The organism is Streptomyces sp. OR43 (assembly GCF_008042275.1).
GTDB lineage: Bacteria > Actinomycetota > Actinomycetes > Streptomycetales > Streptomycetaceae > Streptomyces.
Window position 1 is genome coordinate 3836596 of the sequence record NZ_RDBK01000043.1, and the last position, 20523, is coordinate 3857118.

A 20523-nucleotide genomic window follows, 5' to 3' on the forward strand; every position below is an offset into this window, starting at 1 on the left:
GGTGTTCTGGACACGCGATACGGGATTCCGGACATTTCACGAGGAGATGTCGGCGGCCGCGTCGAAGAAGGCGCCCGGCGTCGTACCCATGACGCGGCGGAAAGCGGCGATGAAGGAGCTGGGTTGCGCGTAGCCCAGCTCCTCGGAAACCGTCATCACATCGACACCCTCGGAGAGGAGCATCAGGGCCCGATGGACCCGCAGCATCTGCCGCCACTGGGCGAAGGAGAGACCGGTCGCCCGGCGGAACGCGCGGGTGACCGTGCGTTCGCTGGCCCCCAGCTGCCGGGCCCACTCCTCCAGTGAGCGGGCGTCGGCAGGATCGTCCAGCAGGGCTTCGGCTATCGCGTCGATCCGGGGGTCACCCGGCAGTTGCAAGGTGAACTGGCGCGCCGACGGCTGGATCACGTCGAACACCACCGACTCGGCCCGCGCCCTGGCCGCTGCGTCGAGATCCGTGCGGGACAAGTGGGCAAGCAGGGACTCGAGCAACGGCGTCATGTCGATCGCCTTCGGCTCCGCGAACGCGAACGGCGTGCGGTCAGGGGCGAAGAGGGCGTCGTGGAACTCCGCACCGGCCGTCGCCCGGCCCCCGTGAACCACTCCCGCGGGCATCCACAGCCCGTTGCCCTCGACCACGGTGAAGATGCGGTCCCCCACATGGGACGTCAGCGTTCCCCCGCGTACCCAGACGAGTTCGTGCAGAGGATGTGCGTGCGGCTCCCACTCCGTGGGAACGCGCGGAATCCGGAATCCGGCGCTGATGGCGAAGGGGCCCGCTCCTTGTTCCGAAGGCTCCGGGGCCGGGACCCTGCGCACCACGGTGCCCGCCTCGCGCCGCCACATCCCGGGCATCGCTTCACCACAGGACGACCGGACCATGCGGCCGAGTCTATCCCCGGCCCGTGGTCCCTCCCCGGCCCGCGACGCCCTGCGGGCCCGGCGGAAGCGGCCGTCCGGACGTCGCGTACGCCCTCATCGGCGATGGACACTGACGGCATAACCGCCGCCCGCGTAGGGGTCGGCATCCCAGGTGGCGAACCGGTCGACGAGAGTGAGGCCGGCCGCGGCACACCCGTCGTCGTAGTCCGCCAGCGTGAGGCCGGGCGGCACCGGCAGGTGGGCTTCGTCCAGACCGAAGCCCGCGACCAGCAGGCCACCCGGACGCAGTGCCGCGGACAGGCGCTCCACCACCGCCCTCTCGGTGCCGGGGGCCAGCAACGGGAAGATATTGCCCGCGGCGACGACAAGGTCGAAGCCCCCGGCGATGCCCAGCGAGTCCGGCTCGAAGCCGGCCAGATCAGCGTGGAACCAGGGCAGTCCGGGCGCCTGCTGACGCGCCACGGCCAGCATCGACGCGTCAAGATCCACCCCGACGCAGTCGTACCCGAGTTCCGCGAGCCGGATCATGACGCGTCCGGTACCGCACCCGGCGTCCAGCACCCGCGCCCCGACGGGCACGAGAGCGGCACAGAACCGCGCCTCACCGTGCACGTTCTTGCCGCTACGGGCCAGGGCCGCGAATCGTGCGGCGTAGTCCTCCCCGGAGGCTTTCCCGGCCATCTCCGACCAACGACTCATGGGGCCAACTATAGGGAGCCGCCCGGCCGCGCGAGGCAGCGGCCGGAGCCACAGCACCGACGGAGCGGCGAGGGCCCGAGGCCAGGTTCTCCGGCCGCGTGAGCATGGACTCCCAGGCCGGAGTGCTTGGACTTTTGGATGCCGGCACTCCGGCGCCCGAAGTCCCCACCTGCGTCTTCTGCCGTTCGTCCACGGCCGCGCGGCGGCAGCTCCGATCGAGAGGTCTACACCTCTTGACCGTTGCGAGGGCGCGCCGCGACCCTGTGGGCACCGCTCCTGGCACGTTCTCGAAGGCTGTCTCCGCCGCTCGGCGCAGGCAACTCACGTCCTTTTCACGCCCATCCCCGGAGAGATCTGTGAATCAACGGAAACCGGCGCGCAGAACCGTTCTGGGCAGCTTCCTGCTCATGCCCGTGGTGTCCCTCATCGGTGCCTCCCCCGCCGCCGCAGAGGTCAACACAGCGCCTCCCGGCGTGGTGCCCGCGCTGCAGCAGTGGACCGGTGGCACCGGCAAGCTCACCCTGACCTCGTCGAGCCGCGTCGTCGTTCCCCGTGGCGCGTCGGCGGCTCTGAAGGCGCTGGCGGCCCAGGTTGCCGCCGAGGCCGCCGAACTGACCTCGCTCCGGCTCACCACGGCCACGGGAAACCCTCGCGCGGGCGACATCCTCCTGCGCATCGATACCGCCGCCGACTTCGGCGCCGCGAAGAGTGAACTGCGCCCCGAGGCGTACCGCCTCACCGTGACCGGCCGCTCCGCCGAGATCGTCGGCGGAGGCCGGCAGGGCGCGTACTACGGCACCCGCACTCTGCTGCAGTCGGTCCTCGGGTCCGCCGACCGCAGCAGCATCCCGGTCGGCACCGCCGTGGACTACCCCGACTACGCCGTACGCGGTTTCATGCTCGATGTCGGGCGACGGTACTTCACGCCCGAGTTCATCAGGTCCTATCTGCACTGGATGGGCTGGCTGAAACTCAACACCTTCCAACTGCACCTCAATGACAACGAGATCCAGGCACCGGACGGTGACTGGTCGCAGGCCGTCTCCGCGTTCCGGCTCAAGAGCGGCAATCCCGCCTTCGCCGGACTCGGCGCCGACCAGGGCTACACGCGGCAGGACTGGGACTCCTTCGAGAACACCGCCTCGGCCCATGGCGTCACCATCATCCCCGAGATCGATGCCCCTGCCCATGCGCGCGCCTTCGTCAGGTTCAAGCCCGAGATCGGGCTCGACGGCGGCAATTCCGACCACCTCGACCTGAGCAATCCGGCCGCCACCGAGTTCATGAAGAGTGTCTATGCCGAGTTCGTGCCGTGGTTCCGCGGCCCGACGGTGCACATAGGCATCGACGAGTACCCGGCGTCGCTGGTCTCGCAGTACAAGACGTACGTGAACACCATCGCCCCGTACGTACGGTCGCTGGGCAAGAAGGTCAATGCGTGGGGAAGCTTCAGCGCCATGTCGGGCGGCGGAGCGGGCTACGACACGAACATGGTGATCAACAGCTGGAACAACGGCTGGTACTCGCCCAAGGCGGCCGTCGCGGACGGCTACAAGGTCATCAACTCCAACGACGGCCTGCTCTACGTGGTCCCGTTCGCGAACTACTACCACGGCCAGGGGCTGGACGGTCAGTACGTCTTCGACAGCTGGGAACCGCACGTCTTCGGCGGAACCAGTGATCTCACCTTCCAGGATCCGATGCTCCTCGGCGCCATGCCGGCCGTGTGGAACGACCTCGTCCGCGCCACGTACACCGAACTCCAGGTCCACGGCCTGGTCGAGAAGAGCTTTGCCGCACTGGCCCAGAAGATGTGGTCCGGCTCTCGCGCAGGCACCAACTACGCCGCGTTCCTGAACCGGGTGGGCACTGTCGGCCAGGGACCGGGAACCGCGTACCTCCCCGACACGGTCGTCAAGCCCGAGCCGACGCCCGGAGACCTCGCCTTCAACAAGGCGGCAACGGCCTCCTCGTCGGAGACGGCGAGCCTGGTGCCGTCGAACGCGGTGGACGGCACCCCCCGTACGCGCTGGGCGAGCCAGTACACCGACGGTCAGTGGCTGAGCGTCGACCTCGGCAGCCGTCAGCCGTTCTCGAAGGTCAGCCTCGACTGGGAGTCGGCCTACGGCAAGGACTACGACATCCAGGTCTCCGACGACGGTGCGACGTGGCGGACCGTGGCGCAGCGCCGCGGCCTGGCCGCGGCCGGCGTCGACACGCTCACGTTCCCCGCCACCACGGCGCGCCATGTCCGCATGCAGGGCATCACCCGCGCCACCGGCTACGGCTATTCGATCTACTCCTTCGAGGTCCTGGCCTGAGCCGCACGGCCCGGCCTCTGCTCTCCCGGCGCACTCGGCACGGCCGCCCGCACGGCGAGCTACGGGGCCCGGATGCGCGAGGCGGCGGCCGGGCAGGCTAGTTTGCTCGGATGAGTCTCCTTGATGATGTGGCCGAGCGCGACGGCTGGCGATGCTGGGTGTGTGACGAAGCGGTCGACCCCGACGAGTCGGTGAACGACCCGCGGGGACCCAGCGTCGACAGCCGGACGGCCGACCGGAAGGCCAAGGTCGCCGAGCGGCTCGCCCATCGCGGGTGCAACACCCGCAAGGGGGCGGTCAAGGTGACCATCGCCTGGCCGGACCACGTCTACGTGGTCGAACCCGCGCCGTTGATCACCGTGGCCGGGCGGCTGGAGCGCAAGGGGGGCCGCGAGATGGTGGGCCGTTGTCCGACCAGGCGGGACGCCCAGGAGGCGGCGGACTGGCTGGTGGACCGGTTCTCCCGACTGGTACCGGGGCTGCCGGTGACGGCCGACATCGAGCCGGGCGGCGGCCAGTTCCTCGTCATCCTGGCCACCGGCCGCCGCTGACCGGGCATCACTCGTCGTCCTGGCCACCGGCCGCCGCTGACCGGGCATCACCGGAACGGCCGCTCCCTTAGAGCGGGCGGGCGGCCCACACGGGCCCGTGCTCGCCGTACGGGGCCGTGGCCGACGGCGTAGACGCAGGGCGAACCGCCGGGCTTCCGATACACCGGTGCCGTCCGTGGCCTCGCGACCGGCCCCGCGCGCCACCCCGACTGCCGCGGCGCCCGAGGCGGCAGGTCAACCGGCTTCCGCTGCGCCCCGCGGCGGCGCGCTCATGGCTCCGCCCGCGAACCGTCGGACGGAGGGATCACGGGTGCATGACGATCTTTCCCACATGCCCCCGGCGGGACAGTGCTTCCTGTGCCTGACCGGCCCGGTCCAGGGGGAAGACGGCGGCGATGACGGGCTCGATCTCGGCCCGGCGGGCCAGGCCCATGAGGAGGTCGAAGTGCGCCGGCGTGTGCATCGCGGAACCGATGACCTGGGCGTTGTGCAGATAGAGCCGGCGCACATCCAAGGTCACACCGTATCCACCGAGCGCACCGGCGATGACCCACCGGCCCCCTTCACGCAGCAGCGGAAGCCCGTCGCTCACCAGCTCACCCGCCACGACATCGAGTGCGACGTCGATCCCCTCCGGCGCGACGGCGCGAATCTGCGCGGCGACGTCCCCTGCGCGGTCGATGACTTCGTGCGCGCCCGTTTCGCGCACCGCGTCGATCTTCGTCCCACTGCTGATGGCGATCACCCTGGCCCCGCGTGCGCGGGCGAGCTGCACCAGCGCGAGGCCGACGCCGCCGGACGCTCCCGAGACCAGGGCGGTTTCTCCCTGCCTCAGCCGGCCTCGCTCGAGCATGCCCAGCGCCGTGCCGTAGGCGGTGGGCAGTGATGCCAGCTGGTCGTCCGTGAGCGGGGAGCCCGTCACGTCGTGCACCCGCTTCGCGGGCGCCGTCACGTACTCGGCGTATCCGCCGTCGCGTTCGCTCCCCATCAGGCCCACCGGGTTGGCGTCCGGCCCTTCGGCGTCGTAGATCGCGGGGTCGACGACCACTCGGCGTCCGACGAGACTCTCCCCCACCCCGGCCCCGACGGCCAGGACCCGGCCGGCCACGTCGGCGCCCTGGATACGCGGGAAGTCGATCGGCCCCCGCCAGCCCGACAGCGCCTTCGGGTCATCGGGACGGCCGTAGGCGCCCTCACGGGTCCACAGGTCGGTGTTGTTCAGCGCCACGGAGCCGACCTGGACCAGCACCTCCCCCGCCCGAAGCGTGGGGACGGCGACCCTCGCCGGCTCAAGGACCTCCGGCCCTCCGTGCCTGGTGATGCGCACCGCTCGCATGGAATCGGACACACCCGTCACGTGAACCTCCTCGCAGGTATACTGATCGGTGAACTTCTTCCACCGTACACCGATCAGTGAAGGAATCGCCGTGCAGGCAGTGCGGCCTCTGACGCCGGCCGGCCGCCGCATCGTGGCCGCCGCCGACGAGTTGTTCTATCACCGCGGAATCACAGCGGTCGGCGTGGATCTGATCGCCGAGCATTCGGGCGTGACCAAGCGGACCCTGTACAACCAGTTCGGCTCGAAGGACCACCTCGTGGCGACCTACCTGGCGGAACGCGACCACCGCTGGCGGTCACTCGTCCGTGCCGCCGTCGACGCCTCCGACACTCCCGCCGAGGCCGTCACCGCACCCTTCGAGGCGCTGCGGAGCTGGAGCGGGACCAATACCCGCGGGTGCGCCTTCATCAACGCCCTGGCCGAGCTCCCGGACCCCTCACATCCCGCGCACCGCATCGCCGCTGACCAGAAGCTCTGGCTGCTGAACCTGTTCGGGGAACTCGCGGCCACGGCGGGCTGCGCGCACCCGGCCACACTCGCCACCCAGCTCCTCGTGCTGCACGAGGGCGCTGTCGCCACGCAACCCCTTCCCCTCGACACCCTCCCGGAGAGCACCGCGTTGGCACGGATCCTGGTTTGGTCCAGCACTTCACCCCGGCCGTAACCGTCCGCGGCGCAGCTCCGTGCCGCCGTCCGGCCAGGCCCGGGCACGCCCGGCGCCCACGAGGGCCGGCCGGCACGGTCCGGCGCGCACCCCCGTCCCGCTTCTCTCTGTTTGGTACCTTTCACTGGACACGAAATTCGATCGGATGTTCGTTTTCAGGACCTCCGACACGTCCGTTGTCGGCAGCAGACGCCCGCGTTCTCCGACGTGTGGCGCGCCACTCAATCGGACTGGTGAAGCACATGACAGGAACCGACCATGTGAAAGCGCTGGACGCCGCACTCGCACAGATCGAGCGGAAGTTCGGCAAGGGCGCGGTGATGCGCCTCGGCGAGCGGCCGAACGAGCCCATCGAGGTGATTCCCACCGGGTCCACCGCGCTGGACGTGGCGCTCGGTGTCGGCGGTCTGCCGCGCGGCCGTGTGGTGGAGGTGTACGGACCGGAGTCCTCCGGTAAGACGACGCTGACGCTGCACGCCGTGGCCAATGCACAGAAAGCCGGGGGCCAGGTGGCCTTCATCGACGCGGAGCACGCGCTTGATCCGGAGTACGCGAAGAAGCTCGGCGTCGACATCGACAACCTCATCCTGTCCCAGCCGGACAACGGTGAGCAGGCCCTCGAGATCGTCGACATGCTGGTCCGCTCGGGCGCGCTCGACCTGATCGTCATCGACTCCGTCGCGGCCCTCGTGCCGCGCGCGGAGATCGAGGGCGAGATGGGTGACTCGCACGTGGGTCTGCAGGCGCGTCTGATGAGCCAGGCGCTGCGGAAGATCACCGGTGCGCTCAGCCAGACGAGGACCACGGCGATCTTCATCAACCAGCTGCGCGAGAAGATCGGTGTGATGTTCGGCTCGCCGGAGACCACCACCGGTGGCCGGGCGCTGAAGTTCTATGCCTCGGTGCGTCTGGACATCCGGCGGATCGAGACGCTGAAGGACGGTACCGACGCGGTCGGTAACCGCACCCGCGTCAAGGTCGTCAAGAACAAGGTAAGCGGAGAAGACGGCCGCGAAGACCCGGGTGGCGCCGAGCACCAGCGCTCAGGAGGACGGCCGATGAACGTCTGGATCGCCATCGCGCTGACCGCCATCGGCTGTTACCTCGCCAAGCTCCTGGGGCTTCTGGTGCCGGCCGGCGCCCTGGAGCGTCCGGTCGTGCAGCGCCTGGCCGCCCTGCTTCCGGTGGCTCTGCTGGCTGCTCTGACCGCGCAGCAGGCCTTCGGTACCGGCCAGCACCTGGTACTCGACGCCAGGGGAGCCGGGCTCGCCGCCGCTGCCCTCGCCCTCGTGCTGCGTGCGCCCTTTCTCGTGGTCGTGGGGGTGGCCGTGGCCGTCACCGCCGGAGTACGAGCCCTCGGCTGACCACGTCTTGCGCCGGCGCGGGACAGGGGCCCGGTTCCCTGGGCCGGGCACCGAGCCCATGGCCGGTGCCCGGTGGTCAGCCCAGGCCGCGCCCGTACGCCCGGAGCGTCTGCAGGGCTCTGAGCGTGACCAGGGGGCGCCCTTCCAGAGCGGTTCCCGGGGCCCACTGCCGCCAGGTCACGGGCCAGCCGCCGTCCGCCTGCTGCCCGGCCGCGAGATGGTCCAGCGCGCGGTCCATCTCCGCGTCGGTGAACCAGCGCCGGGCGAGCGACTCGGGCGCACGGGCGTAGTCGTATGGAAAGTGCTGCTCACCCAGCGCGTACCCGGGCGCCACGGGGGAGTCGGCGCGCCGCTCCGGGTCCAGGGCGACGAGCCGCTGGTCGCGCACCAGACGCCCGAGCCGGTCGGCAGCGGCCTCGGCCCGCGGCCGGTCCGGCGCACCGTCGAGGAAGGCGACCGCGGCCTCGATCTCGTAGGGATGCGACACCTCCAGGGCGTCGACGGCCGCCCAGCAGAAGTCCGTCGCCCGGAACAGCCAGGCATGCCACACCGAATTGCGGTGGAGCAGTCCGACGACGGGCCCGGTGACCAGGAGTTCGGCCGGTGGGTCGTCGATGACCGGGATGAACGGCGCGGCAGGGTAGCCGCGTTGCGTGGGGAGCAGAGCAGGTAAGGCGCCCTCCTTGGTGGACACGGCGGTCAGGAATCGGCAGATCCGCTCCACCCGGAGCCCGCCGCAGCGATCGATGGAGTCGAGGACGCTCAGCGCGTGTGCCGTGTGGAGCGGCTGACTCACGGGGCCCCGCAGATCGGGTTCGAGCGCGTGACCGTATCCGCCGTCCTCGTTGAGGAAGGCGGCGAGCGCTGTTTCCACGGCGTCCGCACTTCCCTTCAGGAAGTGATGGGCGAACCGCCGCTGTTCCAGGACGCGGGCCGTGAGCCAGATGAACTGCTCGGCACGGTTGAGGGGACTTGTTCCGGTTCCAGCCATGCACCGACCGTAGGACGGCAAACGCTCTCGGCAAGGCCGGGCGGCCAGGCTGCACTCTCAGGAGCGGGATACTGGTGGCATGCGGTTGACGATTTTCTGGGAACGGATGGCGGACCACTTCGGCGCGGGGTACGCCGACTCCTTCGCGCGCGACCATGTGATGGCCGAGCTCGGCGGGCGCACCGTGCGGCAGGCACTGGACGCGGGATGGGAGGCCAAGGACGTCTGGCGTGGGGTGTGCGCGGCCGTGGACATCCCCGCGGACAAGCGCTGAAGCGCGTCGAGGTGGTGTGGCGGGCAGGCCGTGGCCGGTGCGCCCGGGCAGCGGGCGAAGGGGTGCGCGACCCGGTGTCCACGGAGTAGGCGAGACTTGCTCCGTGGCACCGACAGACGAGACCGCTCAGACCCAGCCGCCCCTCGACCCGCCCGTCCCGCCGACCGCGCCACCGCACCCGCCGTCCGGAGCCGGGAACGCGCGCATGCCCGGCTGGCTGCCGCGTGCCATGGTGCTGGCACTGGCGCTCTACGCCTGCTTCCGGCTCGGCAGCTGGGTCTTCGACCAGCTCATCGGTCTCTTGATCAATGTGCTGATCGCCTTCTTCCTGGCGCTCGCGATCGAACCCGCTGTGAGCCGGATGTCGTCCCGCGGCGTACGCCGGGGTTTCGCCACCTTCCTGGTCTTCCTCGGCGTGCTGATCGCCGGCGCAGGCTTCGTCGTGCTGCTCAGTTCGATGCTCGCGGGCCAGATCGTCGACATGGTGGAGGACTTCCCCAAGTACCTCGACTCGGTGATCAACTGGGTCAACCAGACCTTCCGCACAGAGCTCTCCCGTGTCGAGGTGCAGGACAGCCTGCTGCACTCGGACTGGTTGCAGAAGTACGTCCAGAACAGTGCGAGCGGTGTCCTCGACGTGTCCACCACGGTCCTCGGCGGTCTGTTCCGGCTGCTGACGATCTTCCTGTTCTCGTTCTACTTCGCGGCTGACGGCCCCCGGCTGCGCCGCGCGCTGTGCTCCGTCCTTCCTCCGTCCCGCCAGGCCGAGGTGCTGCGGGCCTGGGAGATCGCGGTCGACAAGACCGGCGGGTATCTCTACTCGCGCGGACTGATGGCGCTCATCTCCGGAGTCGCGCACTACATCCTGCTGCTGGCCCTGGGCGTGCCGTACGCACCGGTGCTCGCGGTGTGGGTGGGGCTCGTCTCGCAGTTCATCCCCACGATCGGTACGTATCTGGCGGGCGCCCTGCCGATGCTGATCGCGTTCACCGTCGACCCCTGGTACGCCCTGTGGGTCCTCGGGTTCGTCGTGGTGTACCAGCAGTTCGAGAACTACGTGCTGCAGCCCAAGCTGACCTCGAAGACCGTGGACATCCATCCGGCGGTCGCCTTCGGCTCGGTCATCGCCGGCACGGCCCTGATGGGCGCGGTCGGTGCGCTGATCGCCATCCCGGCCGTCGCCACGCTGCAGGCCTTCCTGGGGGCCTACGTGAAGCGCTACGACGTCACGGACGACCCACGGGTGCACGGACGCCATCAGTGGCGGCGCGGTGAACCGGTGGCCGTGCGGCTGCGCCGGATCTGGCACGCCCCCGAGGCCGACGGCGGCCAGGGCGGCCAAGGCGGGCAGGGCGGCCAAGGCGGGCAGGGCGGTCAGGGGGAGGGCGACGAGCCCCAGGATCCGCAGCCGCGTTCCTGAGGCACGGCGTTCCTTCGGCCCGTTTTGTCTAGCTTCTGCTCATTCAGGCGTGACGTCACTTAGAAGGCCTTCTCCTCCTGAATGCCCGACTTCGGGACGCTATCCTGGGGGCGAGCCGGCGCGGCGTGGTGCGCTTGACACCAAAATCGAACATCCATTCTCATGGGATTCCGGCCGGGTTTTCCCGGGCTCGACCGTGGAGTTATCCACAGGCCGGGAGGACGTCGAGGCCCATTGTCAGTGGCAGGGGTTAGCGTCTTTGACGTGAAGCGATCGACTCAAGCAAATCGGGTGGAACCCATGGCAGGAACCGACCGCGAGAAGGCGCTGGACGCCGCACTCGCACAGATTGAACGGCAATTCGGCAAGGGCGCGGTGATGCGCCTCGGCGAGCGGCCGAACGAGCCCATCGAGGTGATTCCCACCGGGTCCACCGCGCTGGACGTGGCGCTCGGTGTCGGCGGTCTGCCGCGCGGCCGTGTGGTGGAGGTGTACGGACCGGAGTCCTCCGGTAAGACGACGCTGACGCTGCACGCCGTGGCGAACGCGCAGAAGCTCGGCGGCCAGGTGGCCTTCATCGACGCGGAGCACGCGCTCGACCCGGAGTACGCGAAGAAGCTCGGCGTCGACATCGACAACCTCATCCTGTCCCAGCCGGACAACGGTGAGCAGGCCCTCGAGATCGTCGACATGCTGGTCCGCTCGGGCGCGCTCGACCTGATCGTCATCGACTCCGTCGCGGCCCTCGTGCCGCGCGCGGAGATCGAGGGCGAGATGGGTGACTCGCACGTGGGTCTGCAGGCGCGTCTGATGAGCCAGGCGCTGCGGAAGATCACCAGCGCGCTCAACCAGTCCAAGACCACCGCGATCTTCATCAACCAGCTGCGCGAGAAGATCGGTGTGATGTTCGGCTCGCCGGAGACCACCACCGGTGGCCGGGCGCTGAAGTTCTATGCCTCGGTGCGTCTGGACATCCGGCGGATCGAGACGCTGAAGGACGGTACCGACGCGGTCGGTAACCGCACCCGCGTCAAGGTCGTCAAGAACAAGGTCGCGCCGCCGTTCAAGCAGGCCGAGTTCGACATCCTCTACGGCCAGGGCATCAGCCGCGAGGGCGGCCTGATCGACATGGGCGTGGAGCACGGCTTCGTCCGCAAGGCCGGCGCCTGGTACACGTACGAGGGCGACCAGCTCGGCCAGGGCAAGGAGAACGCCCGCAACTTCCTCAAGGACAACCCCGACCTCGCCAACGAGATCGAGAAGAAGATCCTCGAGAAGCTATCGAGACGCTGAAGGACGGTACCGACGCGGTCGGTAACCGCACCCGCGTCAAGGTCGTCAAGAACAAGGTCGCGCCGCCGTTCAAGCAGGCCGAGTTCGACATCCTCTACGGCCAGGGCATCAGCCGCGAGGGCGGCCTGATCGACATGGGCGTGGAGCACGGCTTCGTCCGCAAGGCCGGCGCCTGGTACACGTACGAGGGCGACCAGCTCGGCCAGGGCAAGGAGAACGCCCGCAACTTCCTCAAGGACAACCCCGACCTCGCCAACGAGATCGAGAAGAAGATCCTCGAGAAGCTGGGCGTCGGAGTCCGGCCCGAGGCCGAGCCCGCCGCCGAATCCGGCGCGGACGCGGCAGGCGCTGCGGCGGCTCCTGCCGACGGTGCGGCGAAGTCGGTGCCCGCTCCGGCCGGCAAGGCCAAGCCGGCCAAGACGGCGGCGGCCAAGAGCTAGACCGTGACGCGTCGTACGGAGTGGCCGGGCAGCGCCGCCGATCACGGCGCAGGCCCCGGTCCCGAATTCGCCGCCGGGCAGGAATTCGACGCCGGGCAAGCGGCCGGATCCGACCATGAGTCCGATGTCTTCCACGGGTCGGCCGCCAGAGCCGGCCGTGGGAGAGGCGCGGCCTCGGGAGCCGGATTCGGTGAGGGGGCGGGGCGTCGTTCCCGCTCCCGTTCCAGGGACGGCGGTTCCCCCTCCCCGTCGAGGGCCGAGAAGGGGGAACCGCTGGACCCGGTCGAGCAGGCGCGCAACATCTGCCTGCGACTGCTCACCGGGACCCCGCGCACGCGCAAGCAACTCGCGGACGCTCTGCGCAAGCGGGAGATCCCGGACGAGGCGGCCGAAGAGGTGCTGTCGCGCTTTGAGGACGTCGGGCTGATCGACGATGCCGCGTTCGCCGGTGCCTGGGTGGAATCCCGGCACCACGGACGCGGTCTGGCCCGCCGCGCGCTCGTCCGGGAGCTGCGGACCAAGGGTGTGGACTCCGCCGTGATCGACGAGGCCGTCGGGCAGCTCGATTCCGAGCAGGAGGAGGAGACGGCGCGTGAGCTCGTTGCGCGCAAGCTCCGGTCGACGCGGGGCCTGGAGCGCGACAAGCGGCTTCGCCGTCTTGCGGGCATGCTCGCCCGCAAGGGGTACGGGGAGGGCATGGCCCTGCGCGTAGTGCGCCGGGCTCTGGAGGAGGAGGGTGAGGACACGGAAGGGCTGGACGAACCCTTCTGAACGGCAACGTCAACGGCAGCAGTATCGGTACCGGTATCGGCACAGGTGACGACATCGGTAACGGCACCGGCACCGGCATCGGTAACGGCAGTGGAGTTGGCCTCGACGGCGTCACGGCAATACTGCTGTCCGCGACAGTGGTTTCGGCTCAACGGCAGCGGCAAGAGCAGCGGCACCCGTTGAGCCTGTTCGCCGACGTCTCCCGTGCCGTCACTGGCCGGCGCGGGCCGCGCGGCTGATCGTGGCGTCGATCAGGGCGAGGGCGTCTGCGGCGGTGCGCCCCGGGTAGCGGTTCCACGGCCCGATCAGCCCGGTCCATCCCTGAGCGCGGAGCTCGGAGATGAGCCAGGCGCCGGCCCGGTCGACGGTGTGCGCCGACCCGTAACCCAGGCGGTGCGCCGTGAGCATGGCGCCGCAGATGCACCGGGCGCCCCGGGCGTTGCGGAGCCGATAAGGGGTGTTCTGCCAGCCCCATTCGGTCAGGATCTGACGGGCATGGGCGAGATGGACGGAGGGCCGCACCTCCGGTTGTCCGATGCGCCGCCAGGCGTGGAGCCGGTCGGGCAGCACCGCGCCGAGACGCCCTGGAAGGGGTCGCGCGCGTGGCAAGGGGGCGGGCAGGGCACGCACGGTATCCGCGATGAGCTGATCCACCGGCACGGACAGCAGAGCGCGCCAGTCGCCCGACGGTGCGGGACGGTTCTGCTCGGTTCCGGGTGGGACGTGTCCCTGGGGCTCGGGGACGGTGAGGTCCCAACCCGTGATGATCTGCTGCCAGGCCTCCGTGTCATGGAGGCGTGCGGCCTGGGCGTCGAGTTCGTCGGGCGTGAGGGCGGTGGCGGTGGTCGGCATGGGTGCGGGCTCCCCGTCGTAGCGGTGGTGACGCGATGCCGTGGCGGTGTGATGGCGACGCCGTGGCGGATCTCGCCGTTGAGGCGAATGTCCGTCCGGTCCGCGGTTCGCTCCACCGGAGCGAGGCCATACGGGTGTGTCGCCACGCATTTCGGGGATGCTGAGCGGCCGGCCCGGCCCAGCGGGGTGTGCCTGGGCACGGTGGAACGGGGAGGCCGGAACGTGGGTCCGGCGCGGAGGCATGGAAGGGGAAGGTCCGGCACGGCACCGGGAGGCCTGAACGACGGACCGGCACCGAGGCTGCCCTGAAGGGGAAGCCCGGCACAGGGAGTCCCGGCACAGGGAAGCCCGGCACAGGGAGGCCCGGCACACGGAGGCCCGGCACACGGAGGCCCGGCAAGGGGAAGCCGGGCCGGTCCCCCGTGGCCGGGGCACGGGGGAAAACCCCCTGCGAAGACGCCGGAACGCTCCAGTGCACAGACATCTGTGCACAGAGCAGTGTGTGACGCATGCCAGAGAAGCCCGGCGGTACCGAGATCACCGAGCTGGCCGCCCTCAAAGCCCTCGCCCAGCCGCGACGCCAGCATATCCTTCAGCACCTCACCCTGTACGGCCCCGCGACATCGGCGATCCTCGCCCGCGCCCTGGGCCTGAACACCGGGGCCACCAGCTACCACCTGCGCGAACTGGCCCGGTACGGCTTCGTCGCCGACACCACACCGCAGGCGCAGGCGCAGGCGCAGGCGCAGGCGTCGCGCGGGGGCCGGGCGCGGTGGTGGCGGGCCGTGCCCGGTGACCGCCGGTTCCCGCCTCCGTCCCGCCGGACACCCGGGATGCGGCTCGTCATGGAAGAGCTGAACCGTCACGCGTACGCCGCGGACCTCGCACTCTTCGAGCGACTCCAGCGCGAGAGCGCGGCAGCCGGGGACGGAGCCGCCGGGAGCGGGGTAGCCGGGGACGGAGCCGCCGGGCACGGTGCAGCCAGGGGTGGGACTGCCGGAGACGGCTCGGGGCCCGACGAGTGGGCCGACGCGCACGCGTACTCACGTGGCTCGCTGCGGCTCACCCTCCCCGAACTCCAGCAGTTCTTCGAGGAGTACATCGGCCTCATGAACCGCTACAAGCGCCCCGAAGCGGAGACGCCGCCGGGCGCCCGCACGGTCCACACCCGGCTGCTGGTGTTCCCGGGGCCGGGCGAAGACACCCCCGCCGCTGATGGTTCCGCCACGGACGACACCCACAGAAGAGAGACGGACGCGTCATGATGCTGCGCTACGCCCTGCGAACGGTCCGCGACCGCAAAGGAGGATTCCTCGGCGCACTGCTGGCCCTCATGTGTGCCGCCGCCCTCGTCACCGCCTGCGGCACTCTTCTGGAGACCGGCCTGCGGGGACGGATCGCCACCGAGCGCTACGCCGCTGCCCCGGTCGTCGTCTCGGCCGACCAGAACGTCCATCGGACCACCGTCAAGCACAAGGGCAACGGGAAGACGAAGGTCAAGCACAAGGCCAAACCCGTCGCCGAGCGCGCCTGGCTGCCCGCCTCCACCGCCGACCGGCTGCGCGCCCTGGAGGGCGTACGAGCGGTCGTCCCCGAACTCACTTTCCTCGCTGAGCCGTTGTCGTTCCGGCCCGCACAGGCGGGGAGCGGGAGCGGCGACACGTCCTCCCGGCCCGCGCGTGCCGGCAGCGGCGACACGCCCTCGTACGGGCACTCCTGGGAGTCCGCCCCGCTCACCCCGTTCACCCTCACCTCCGGCCGCGCCCCCGCCTCTTCCGGCGACGTGGTGATCGACCGGGGCCTCGCCGAACGGACCGGCCTGACCACCGGTGACCGGCTCACCGTGCAGTCCACGCAGGCTCCTCGCACGTACCGTGTCAGCGGCATCGCCGCCCCGCGCGAAACCGGCGAACTGCGGCAGCAGACCTCGCTGTTCTTCTCCGGGGCGGAGGCCGAACGCCTCGCCGCCCGCCCGGGCCAGGTCTCCGCCCTGGGCGTGCTGCCCGCAGCCGGTACGGATCCCGGCCGGCTGAAGCAGCGGGTCGAGCAGGAACTCGACGGCACCGGCGCCCAGGTCTCGACGGGGGACGAACGCGGTCCGGTCGAGTTCCTGGATGCCGCGGGCGCGAGGGTCAAGCTGGTCTCGATGGGCGGTGCCATGGGCGGGACTTCGCTGCTGGTCGCGGTACTCGTGGTCGTCGGGACCTTCGCGCTCTCCATCCAGCAACGCCACCGCGAACTCGCGCTGCTGCGTACGATCGCCGCCACATCGCGGCAGATCCGCCGCCTGCTCGGCCGGGAGGCGCTGCTCGTGGGTGCCGTCGCCGGAGTGCTGGGGGCCCTGGCCGGGCTGCCGCTGGCCGCCTGGCTGCACAGTCGATTCATCGACATGGGTGTGGTCCCGGCGACGCTGGAGCGGACAGCCGGAATCCTTCCCGCCTGTGCCGCGCTCGCCGTCACCCTCCTCGGCGCCTGGGCCGCGGCCCGTATCTCCGGCCGTCGTATCGCCCGCCTCCGCCCCGCCGAGGCCATGGCCGAGTCCGCCGTCGAGCGCCGCCGCCCGGCCCGGGGCCGGATCGCCGCCGGTGTGGTCCTGCTCATCGGCGGCGGGGTGCTCGTCGCGGTGCTGAGCATCCTGCACACCGAGGCCGCCTCGACCCCGGTCACCTTCCTGGCCGTGGTGGTGCTGGCCACGGCGGTGTCGCTGCTCGGCCCGCTCCTGGTCCGGGCGGCCGCGTTCCTCCTGGCGGGCGCGAACCGGGCGGCCGGACACGTCGGCATCCTGGCCACGGCGAACATACGCGGGAACTCCACCCGGATGGCCTCCGTCGTCACCCCTCTCACCCTGCTCATCGGCATGACCTGCACGGTTCTCTTCCTCCAGCCGACCCTCGGCGACGCCGCCCTCGCCCAGGCCCGTGAGGGCACCCGAGCCACCTGGGTGCTGTGCGCGCAGGGCCCCGGAGTGCCGTCGGAAGCCGCCGAGGCCGTGCGCAGGACGCCCGGAGTCACCGCCGCCACGGAGGTGGTCCGCACCACCGTCCGGGTAGGGCTCGCCAAGTACCAGGCCCAGGGAGTCACCGCGGCAGGTCTCGGCCGCACCTGGGACCCCGGTGTGACGCGCGGTTCGATCGCCGCGTTCAGTGCGGACTCCCGCTCTGCCGCCATCAGTGAACTGGCCGCCGGACAACTCGGCCTGCGCCCCGGCAGCGAACTGAAGCTGCACCTGGGCGACGGCACCCCCGTCACCCTCACGGTCGCGGCCGTCTACCGCCGCGGGCTGGGCTTCGGTGACCTGACGCTGCCGCACGACCTGCTCGCCCGGCACATGGACAATCCTCTCGCGGCGACCGTCCTGGTCGCAGGGGACGCGAGCCGCAGCGAACTGACGGCCGCTCTGGGGCGGTTCCCGGGTGTCGCCGTCGTCGCCCCCGAGACCGCCGACCGGCTCCAGGCGGACCGTCAGCAGGAGAACGCCGAGGTCAACCTGCTGGCCATGGGACTCGTCCTGGCCTTCACCGCCATCGCCGTCGTCAACACGCTCGCCATGTCGGTCTCCGAGCGGCTCAAGGAGTTCGCGCTCCTGAGACTGGCCGGGGCGACCCGCCGCCAGGTGCTGCGGATGCTGCGTATCGAGACGCTTTCGGTCCTGGCCGTCGCCGCAGCCCTCGGCACCGGTATCGCGCTCGCCGTGCTGACCGCCTTCAGCATCGGCATGACGGGCGGCGCGGCGCCCACCGTGGTGCCGCTGGTGTACGCGACGGTGGTGGGCGCCGCGGCCGTGCTCGCCCTGGTGGCCACGGCGTTGCCCGGCAGGCTGACGCTGAAGGCCCGCCCGGTGGAAGCCGTCACGAGCCGGTGACCGACGGCTCCCGACTCGGCGGCCTCCGGTCCGGACGGGGCTCCCGGTCATACCTCGACCGGGAGCCCCGCCGCGCGCCAGGCCTGGAAGCCGCCGATCAGGTCCGTCGCGCGGTACAGCCCGAGCCGGTGCAGCGATTCGGCGGCGAGGCTCGACGCGTACCCCTCGTTGCAGATCACCACCACGCGCAGACCGTGGCTCACGGCCTCTGCCGCGCGATGGCTTCCCTGCGGGTCCAGCCGCCATTCCAGTTCGTTGCGTTCGACGACCAGCGCCCCCGGGATGAGCCCGTCCCGCCCCCGCAGTTCCGCGTAGCGGATGTCCACGAGCAGCGCGCCGTCCTCGGCGGCCGCCTTCGCCTCGTGCGGTCCGAGCCGCTCGTATCCGGCCCGCACCCGCTCCAGGAGCTGGTCGATCCCGGGCGGGGCGTCGCCGCCGTCGTGCTGGGTGTCGCTCACTGCCAGTCCTCCGGGCGTTCGGTCTGCTCGAGACGGAGCACCGCGCCGGTACGGCTGTAGCGCCGGATCTGCGGCAGCGGCGGGTAGTACGCGTGGACGGAGACGGCGTGCTCCGTGGCGGATTCGTTCAGCACCTCGTGGACGTGGTGCCGGCCGAACGCCTTGCCCTGACCCGCCGTCAACTGCCGTGACCGGTCGATGTCCTCGGCCAGTTCCAGGGTTTTCCAGCCGTCGGTGGGCAGCCGTGCCGCGAGCGAGTGCTCCTTCAGCGTCCCGGCCGCGGTGAGGAAGGCGCCGATCGAGTCGGCGTGGTCGTGCCAGCCGGTGCCGGTGCCGGGCGGCCAGCCGATCAGCCAGGCCTCGCTGCCCCCGGGCCCGTCGAGCCGGACCCAGGTACGGCCCTCCGGATCGAGGGGAAGCGAGGCGATGAGCACGGTATCGGCGGCGGTACGGCGGACGAAGTCGAGCAGTTCCGCGGCGGTCGGGCCGGAGGACGTGCGTACGGGCACGACAGGGGAAGGAGAGGCAGACACAGGGACCGTCCTGAGAGTTCGCGTGGGTGCCCCTGCCGCACGTCACGGCGCGCGGCGGAGCAGGAGAAGGCGATTCAGCAGGACGGGCGACACACGCAGCCCGCATAGCGGAGCAGGTCCATATGGACCCTCCGCCACAGGCGCACATCGGTGTCGGTCATGTTCCGGAGTAGACCATGTGCGCCCGCGTCGGTCAATTGACGTCTGCGGTCCGGTCGGAGCGTACGGAGGCGAGAGCCGCGCCGCCGCGCGCCGCGTCCGCCGCCGCGAGGAGCTCCGCCGGCCGGACACCGCCGAACGACTCCACGAGATGGCCGTCCGGCCTGATGAGCAGCACGGTGTGCGCGGACGCCCCCGGGTAACTCTCGGCGACCAGCAGCTCGGCCTTCACCGGGAGGCCGTCGACCGTCTCGACGAGCCGGGGCATGACCCCGGCCCGCATCCAGTGCCGCCGGTCCCAGACCCCGGTGCCCGGCGCGACGAGCAGCACGAGCAGATGCCCCTGCCCCAGCCGCTCCCGGAGCCGTACGGGCGTTCCGTCCGGTGCGGTGACCCGTACATCGGCGACCGGCGCACCGGGGGGCGTGCCCACGGCGGTGTGCGCCTCCGCGCGTGGGGGCGCAAGGGGGGAGTGGGAGTAGGACGGGGGCGCACCGAGTGGCCCGCACCCCAGATGTCCGTCGGTGAGCAGCGAGTCGTGCCCCCGTGCGCTCCCCGGGACAAGGGTCCGCAGACCCCCGCCGCCCCGCAGTATCGGCAACGACTGGTCGGCGGCGCGCAGACGGGAGGCGACGGCGGCCCGGCGTTCGGCCTGGTAGCTGTCGAGGAGCACCTCGGACGCACCGTGGTGCCAGGCCAGTGCCAGCTTCCACGCGAGGTTCTCGGCGTCCCGCAGCCCCTCGTCGAGCCCCTGAGTGCCGAGGGCACCCAGCAGATGCGCGGCGTCCCCGGCCAGGAAGGCCCGCTTCGCCCGCCACCGCCGGGCGAGCCGGTGATGGAGGGTGTAGACACCGGTGTCCAGCAGTTCGTACGGGGGTGTCTCGCCGCACCAGCCCTCCAGGGTGTCCCGGACCCGGGTGACCAGGGCGTCCGGCGTGACGAGCTCACCGCGCGGCGGCAGCAGCCAGTCCAGCCGCCACACCCCGTCCGGCAGCGGCCGCGCGGTGACCTCGGCCCCGCCGGTGCGCCAGGGCGGCAACCGGTGCAGTACCGCTTCGCCGGGCCAGGGCAGTTCGGTGCGCAGCGCGGCGACGGCATGCCGCTCCACCGCCGTACGCCCGGGAAACCGGATGTCGAGGAGCTTGCGCACGGTGGACCGGGCCCCGTCGCAGCCGACCAGATAACTCCCGCGCCACCAGGTCGAACCCGGCTCCCGGGTGTGCACCGTGACGCCGTCGGCGTCCTGCTCCAGCGTGTCGATGCGGCTGAGCCGCGCCGTCTGTACGAGTTCCTGCGCGGCGACCGCGTCCCGCAGGCCCCGCACCAGCGCGTGCTGCGGTACGTGGACGGGGGCGGCAGGCAGGTCGGAGACGGGGGAGCCCTCGCCGAGCGGCAGCTGCCGTACGAGCTGCCGGCGCCGCATCGACCGCCAGCCGGACCAGCGGAGACCCTCGTCGTGCAGCGTCTTGCAACCGAGCCGTTCGACCAGATCGGCGGTGTCCTCGCGCAGCACGACCGTGCGGGCCGGACGTGTCTCGTCCTTGCCCGGGTCCTCGTCGAGAAGCACGGAGGGCACACCCTGCGCCGCGAGGGCGAGCGACAGCGCCAGGCCTACGGGCCCGGCACCGACGACGATCACCGGGTCCACGG

18 protein-coding genes and 3 pseudogenes are annotated in these 20523 nt (G+C 71.0%); 12 read left to right on the forward strand and 9 right to left on the reverse strand.

From position 1 onward, the window contains the following. Positions 1-36: 36 nt before the first annotated feature. Together EAO72_RS36435 and EAO72_RS36440 are read right to left on the reverse strand one after the other, a co-directional pair. Complete coding sequence (locus EAO72_RS36435) at positions 37-846, reverse strand: helix-turn-helix domain-containing protein (protein ID WP_187285418.1); 810 nt, start codon at positions 844-846, stop codon at positions 37-39. 129 nt (positions 847-975) lie between these two features. After that, positions 976-1581, reverse strand: a complete 606-nt coding sequence (locus EAO72_RS36440; protein WP_148021288.1) for a class I SAM-dependent methyltransferase — start codon at positions 1579-1581, stop codon at positions 976-978. Between the two features lie 407 nt (positions 1582-1988). Between EAO72_RS36440 and EAO72_RS36445 the strand changes: the two genes are divergently transcribed. Then, positions 1989-3902 carry a family 20 glycosylhydrolase gene (locus EAO72_RS36445; RefSeq protein WP_187285329.1) on the forward strand — a complete coding sequence of 638 codons (1914 nt, stop codon included), beginning with the start codon at positions 1989-1991 and terminating at the stop codon, positions 3900-3902. 110 nt (positions 3903-4012) lie between these two features. Further along, positions 4013-4453: a hypothetical protein gene (locus tag EAO72_RS36450; RefSeq protein ID WP_148021290.1), complete on the forward strand. Its 441-nt coding sequence runs from the start codon at positions 4013-4015 to the stop codon at positions 4451-4453. 304 nt (positions 4454-4757) lie between these two features. Here the strand turns inward: EAO72_RS36450 and EAO72_RS36455 are convergent, their stop codons facing one another. Next, positions 4758-5789: a zinc-binding dehydrogenase gene (locus EAO72_RS36455; protein ID WP_148022235.1), complete on the reverse strand. Its 1032-nt coding sequence runs from the start codon at positions 5787-5789 to the stop codon at positions 4758-4760. Positions 5790-5880: 91 nt separating this feature from the next. Between EAO72_RS36455 and EAO72_RS36460 the strand changes: the two genes are divergently transcribed. The 3 genes and pseudogenes from EAO72_RS36460 (at position 5881) to EAO72_RS43545 (ending at position 7820) form a co-directional block, all read left to right on the forward strand. Then, entirely contained in the window at positions 5881-6456 is a 576-nt protein-coding gene (locus EAO72_RS36460; RefSeq protein WP_148021291.1) for a TetR/AcrR family transcriptional regulator, read from the forward strand. Between the two features lie 242 nt (positions 6457-6698). After that, a pseudogene (gene recA, locus EAO72_RS36465) lies at positions 6699-7454 on the forward strand (recombinase RecA); the annotation flags it as partial. Between the two features lie 60 nt (positions 7455-7514). Then, on the forward strand, positions 7515-7820 hold the full coding sequence (locus EAO72_RS43545) for an AzlD domain-containing protein (protein ID WP_261991836.1): 306 nt from the start codon (positions 7515-7517) through the stop codon (positions 7818-7820). Between the two features lie 76 nt (positions 7821-7896). On the opposite strand, the gene EAO72_RS36470 is transcribed toward EAO72_RS43545, so the two are convergent. Further along, positions 7897-8811: a hypothetical protein gene (locus tag EAO72_RS36470; RefSeq protein WP_148021293.1), complete on the reverse strand. Its 915-nt coding sequence runs from the start codon at positions 8809-8811 to the stop codon at positions 7897-7899. A 79-nt stretch (positions 8812-8890) separates the two neighbouring features. Here EAO72_RS36470 and EAO72_RS36475 point away from each other — a divergent pair, with 79 nt between their 5' ends. The 5 genes and pseudogenes from EAO72_RS36475 (at position 8891) to recX (ending at position 13009) form a co-directional block, all read left to right on the forward strand. After that, entirely contained in the window at positions 8891-9085 is a 195-nt protein-coding gene (locus EAO72_RS36475) for a DUF3046 domain-containing protein (RefSeq protein WP_148021294.1), read from the forward strand. A 205-nt stretch (positions 9086-9290) separates the two neighbouring features. After that, positions 9291-10505: an AI-2E family transporter gene (locus tag EAO72_RS36480; RefSeq protein WP_148022236.1), complete on the forward strand. Its 1215-nt coding sequence runs from the start codon at positions 9291-9293 to the stop codon at positions 10503-10505. Between the two features lie 300 nt (positions 10506-10805). Further along, positions 10806-11786 (forward strand): annotated as a pseudogene (gene recA, locus EAO72_RS36485) (recombinase RecA); the annotation flags it as partial. Then, positions 11786-12238 (forward strand): annotated as a pseudogene (locus EAO72_RS43890) (recombinase RecA); the annotation flags it as partial. The pseudogenes recA (EAO72_RS36485) and EAO72_RS43890, both read left to right, overlap by 1 nt. A gap of 3 nt (positions 12239-12241) precedes the next feature. Next, positions 12242-13009 carry a recombination regulator RecX gene (gene recX / locus EAO72_RS36495; protein ID WP_148021295.1) on the forward strand — a complete coding sequence of 256 codons (768 nt, stop codon included), beginning with the start codon at positions 12242-12244 and terminating at the stop codon, positions 13007-13009. 210 nt (positions 13010-13219) lie between these two features. Here the strand turns inward: recX and EAO72_RS36500 are convergent, their stop codons facing one another. After that, on the reverse strand, positions 13220-13861 hold the full coding sequence (locus EAO72_RS36500; RefSeq protein WP_148021296.1) for a DUF6197 family protein: 642 nt from the start codon (positions 13859-13861) through the stop codon (positions 13220-13222). Between the two features lie 509 nt (positions 13862-14370). Between EAO72_RS36500 and EAO72_RS36505 the strand changes: the two genes are divergently transcribed. Then, positions 14371-15126: an ArsR/SmtB family transcription factor gene (locus EAO72_RS36505; RefSeq protein WP_148021297.1), complete on the forward strand. Its 756-nt coding sequence runs from the start codon at positions 14371-14373 to the stop codon at positions 15124-15126. Beyond that, positions 15123-17723, forward strand: coding sequence for an FtsX-like permease family protein (locus tag EAO72_RS36510; protein ID WP_148021298.1), 2601 nt, complete (start codon positions 15123-15125; stop codon positions 17721-17723). Before EAO72_RS36505 ends, EAO72_RS36510 begins: the two co-directional genes overlap by 4 nt. A 47-nt stretch (positions 17724-17770) precedes the next feature. Here EAO72_RS36510 and EAO72_RS36515 read toward each other — a convergent pair whose 3' ends face one another. The 4 genes from EAO72_RS36515 to EAO72_RS36525 all read right to left on the reverse strand — a co-directional run bounded on the left by EAO72_RS36515 (position 17771) and on the right by EAO72_RS36525 (position 20521). Further along, entirely contained in the window at positions 17771-18181 is a 411-nt protein-coding gene (locus tag EAO72_RS36515; protein WP_148021299.1) for a rhodanese-like domain-containing protein, read from the reverse strand. Next, positions 18178-18714: a cupin domain-containing protein gene (locus EAO72_RS36520; RefSeq protein WP_410090531.1), complete on the reverse strand. Its 537-nt coding sequence runs from the start codon at positions 18712-18714 to the stop codon at positions 18178-18180. Before EAO72_RS36520 ends, EAO72_RS36515 begins: the two co-directional genes overlap by 4 nt. 74 nt (positions 18715-18788) lie before the next feature. After that, on the reverse strand, positions 18789-18875 hold the full coding sequence (locus EAO72_RS44215) for a putative leader peptide (RefSeq protein ID WP_311307652.1): 87 nt from the start codon (positions 18873-18875) through the stop codon (positions 18789-18791). 32 nt (positions 18876-18907) lie between these two features. Beyond that, positions 18908-20521: an FAD-dependent monooxygenase gene (locus tag EAO72_RS36525; RefSeq protein WP_148021301.1), complete on the reverse strand. Its 1614-nt coding sequence runs from the start codon at positions 20519-20521 to the stop codon at positions 18908-18910. Positions 20522-20523 lie beyond the last annotated feature (2 nt).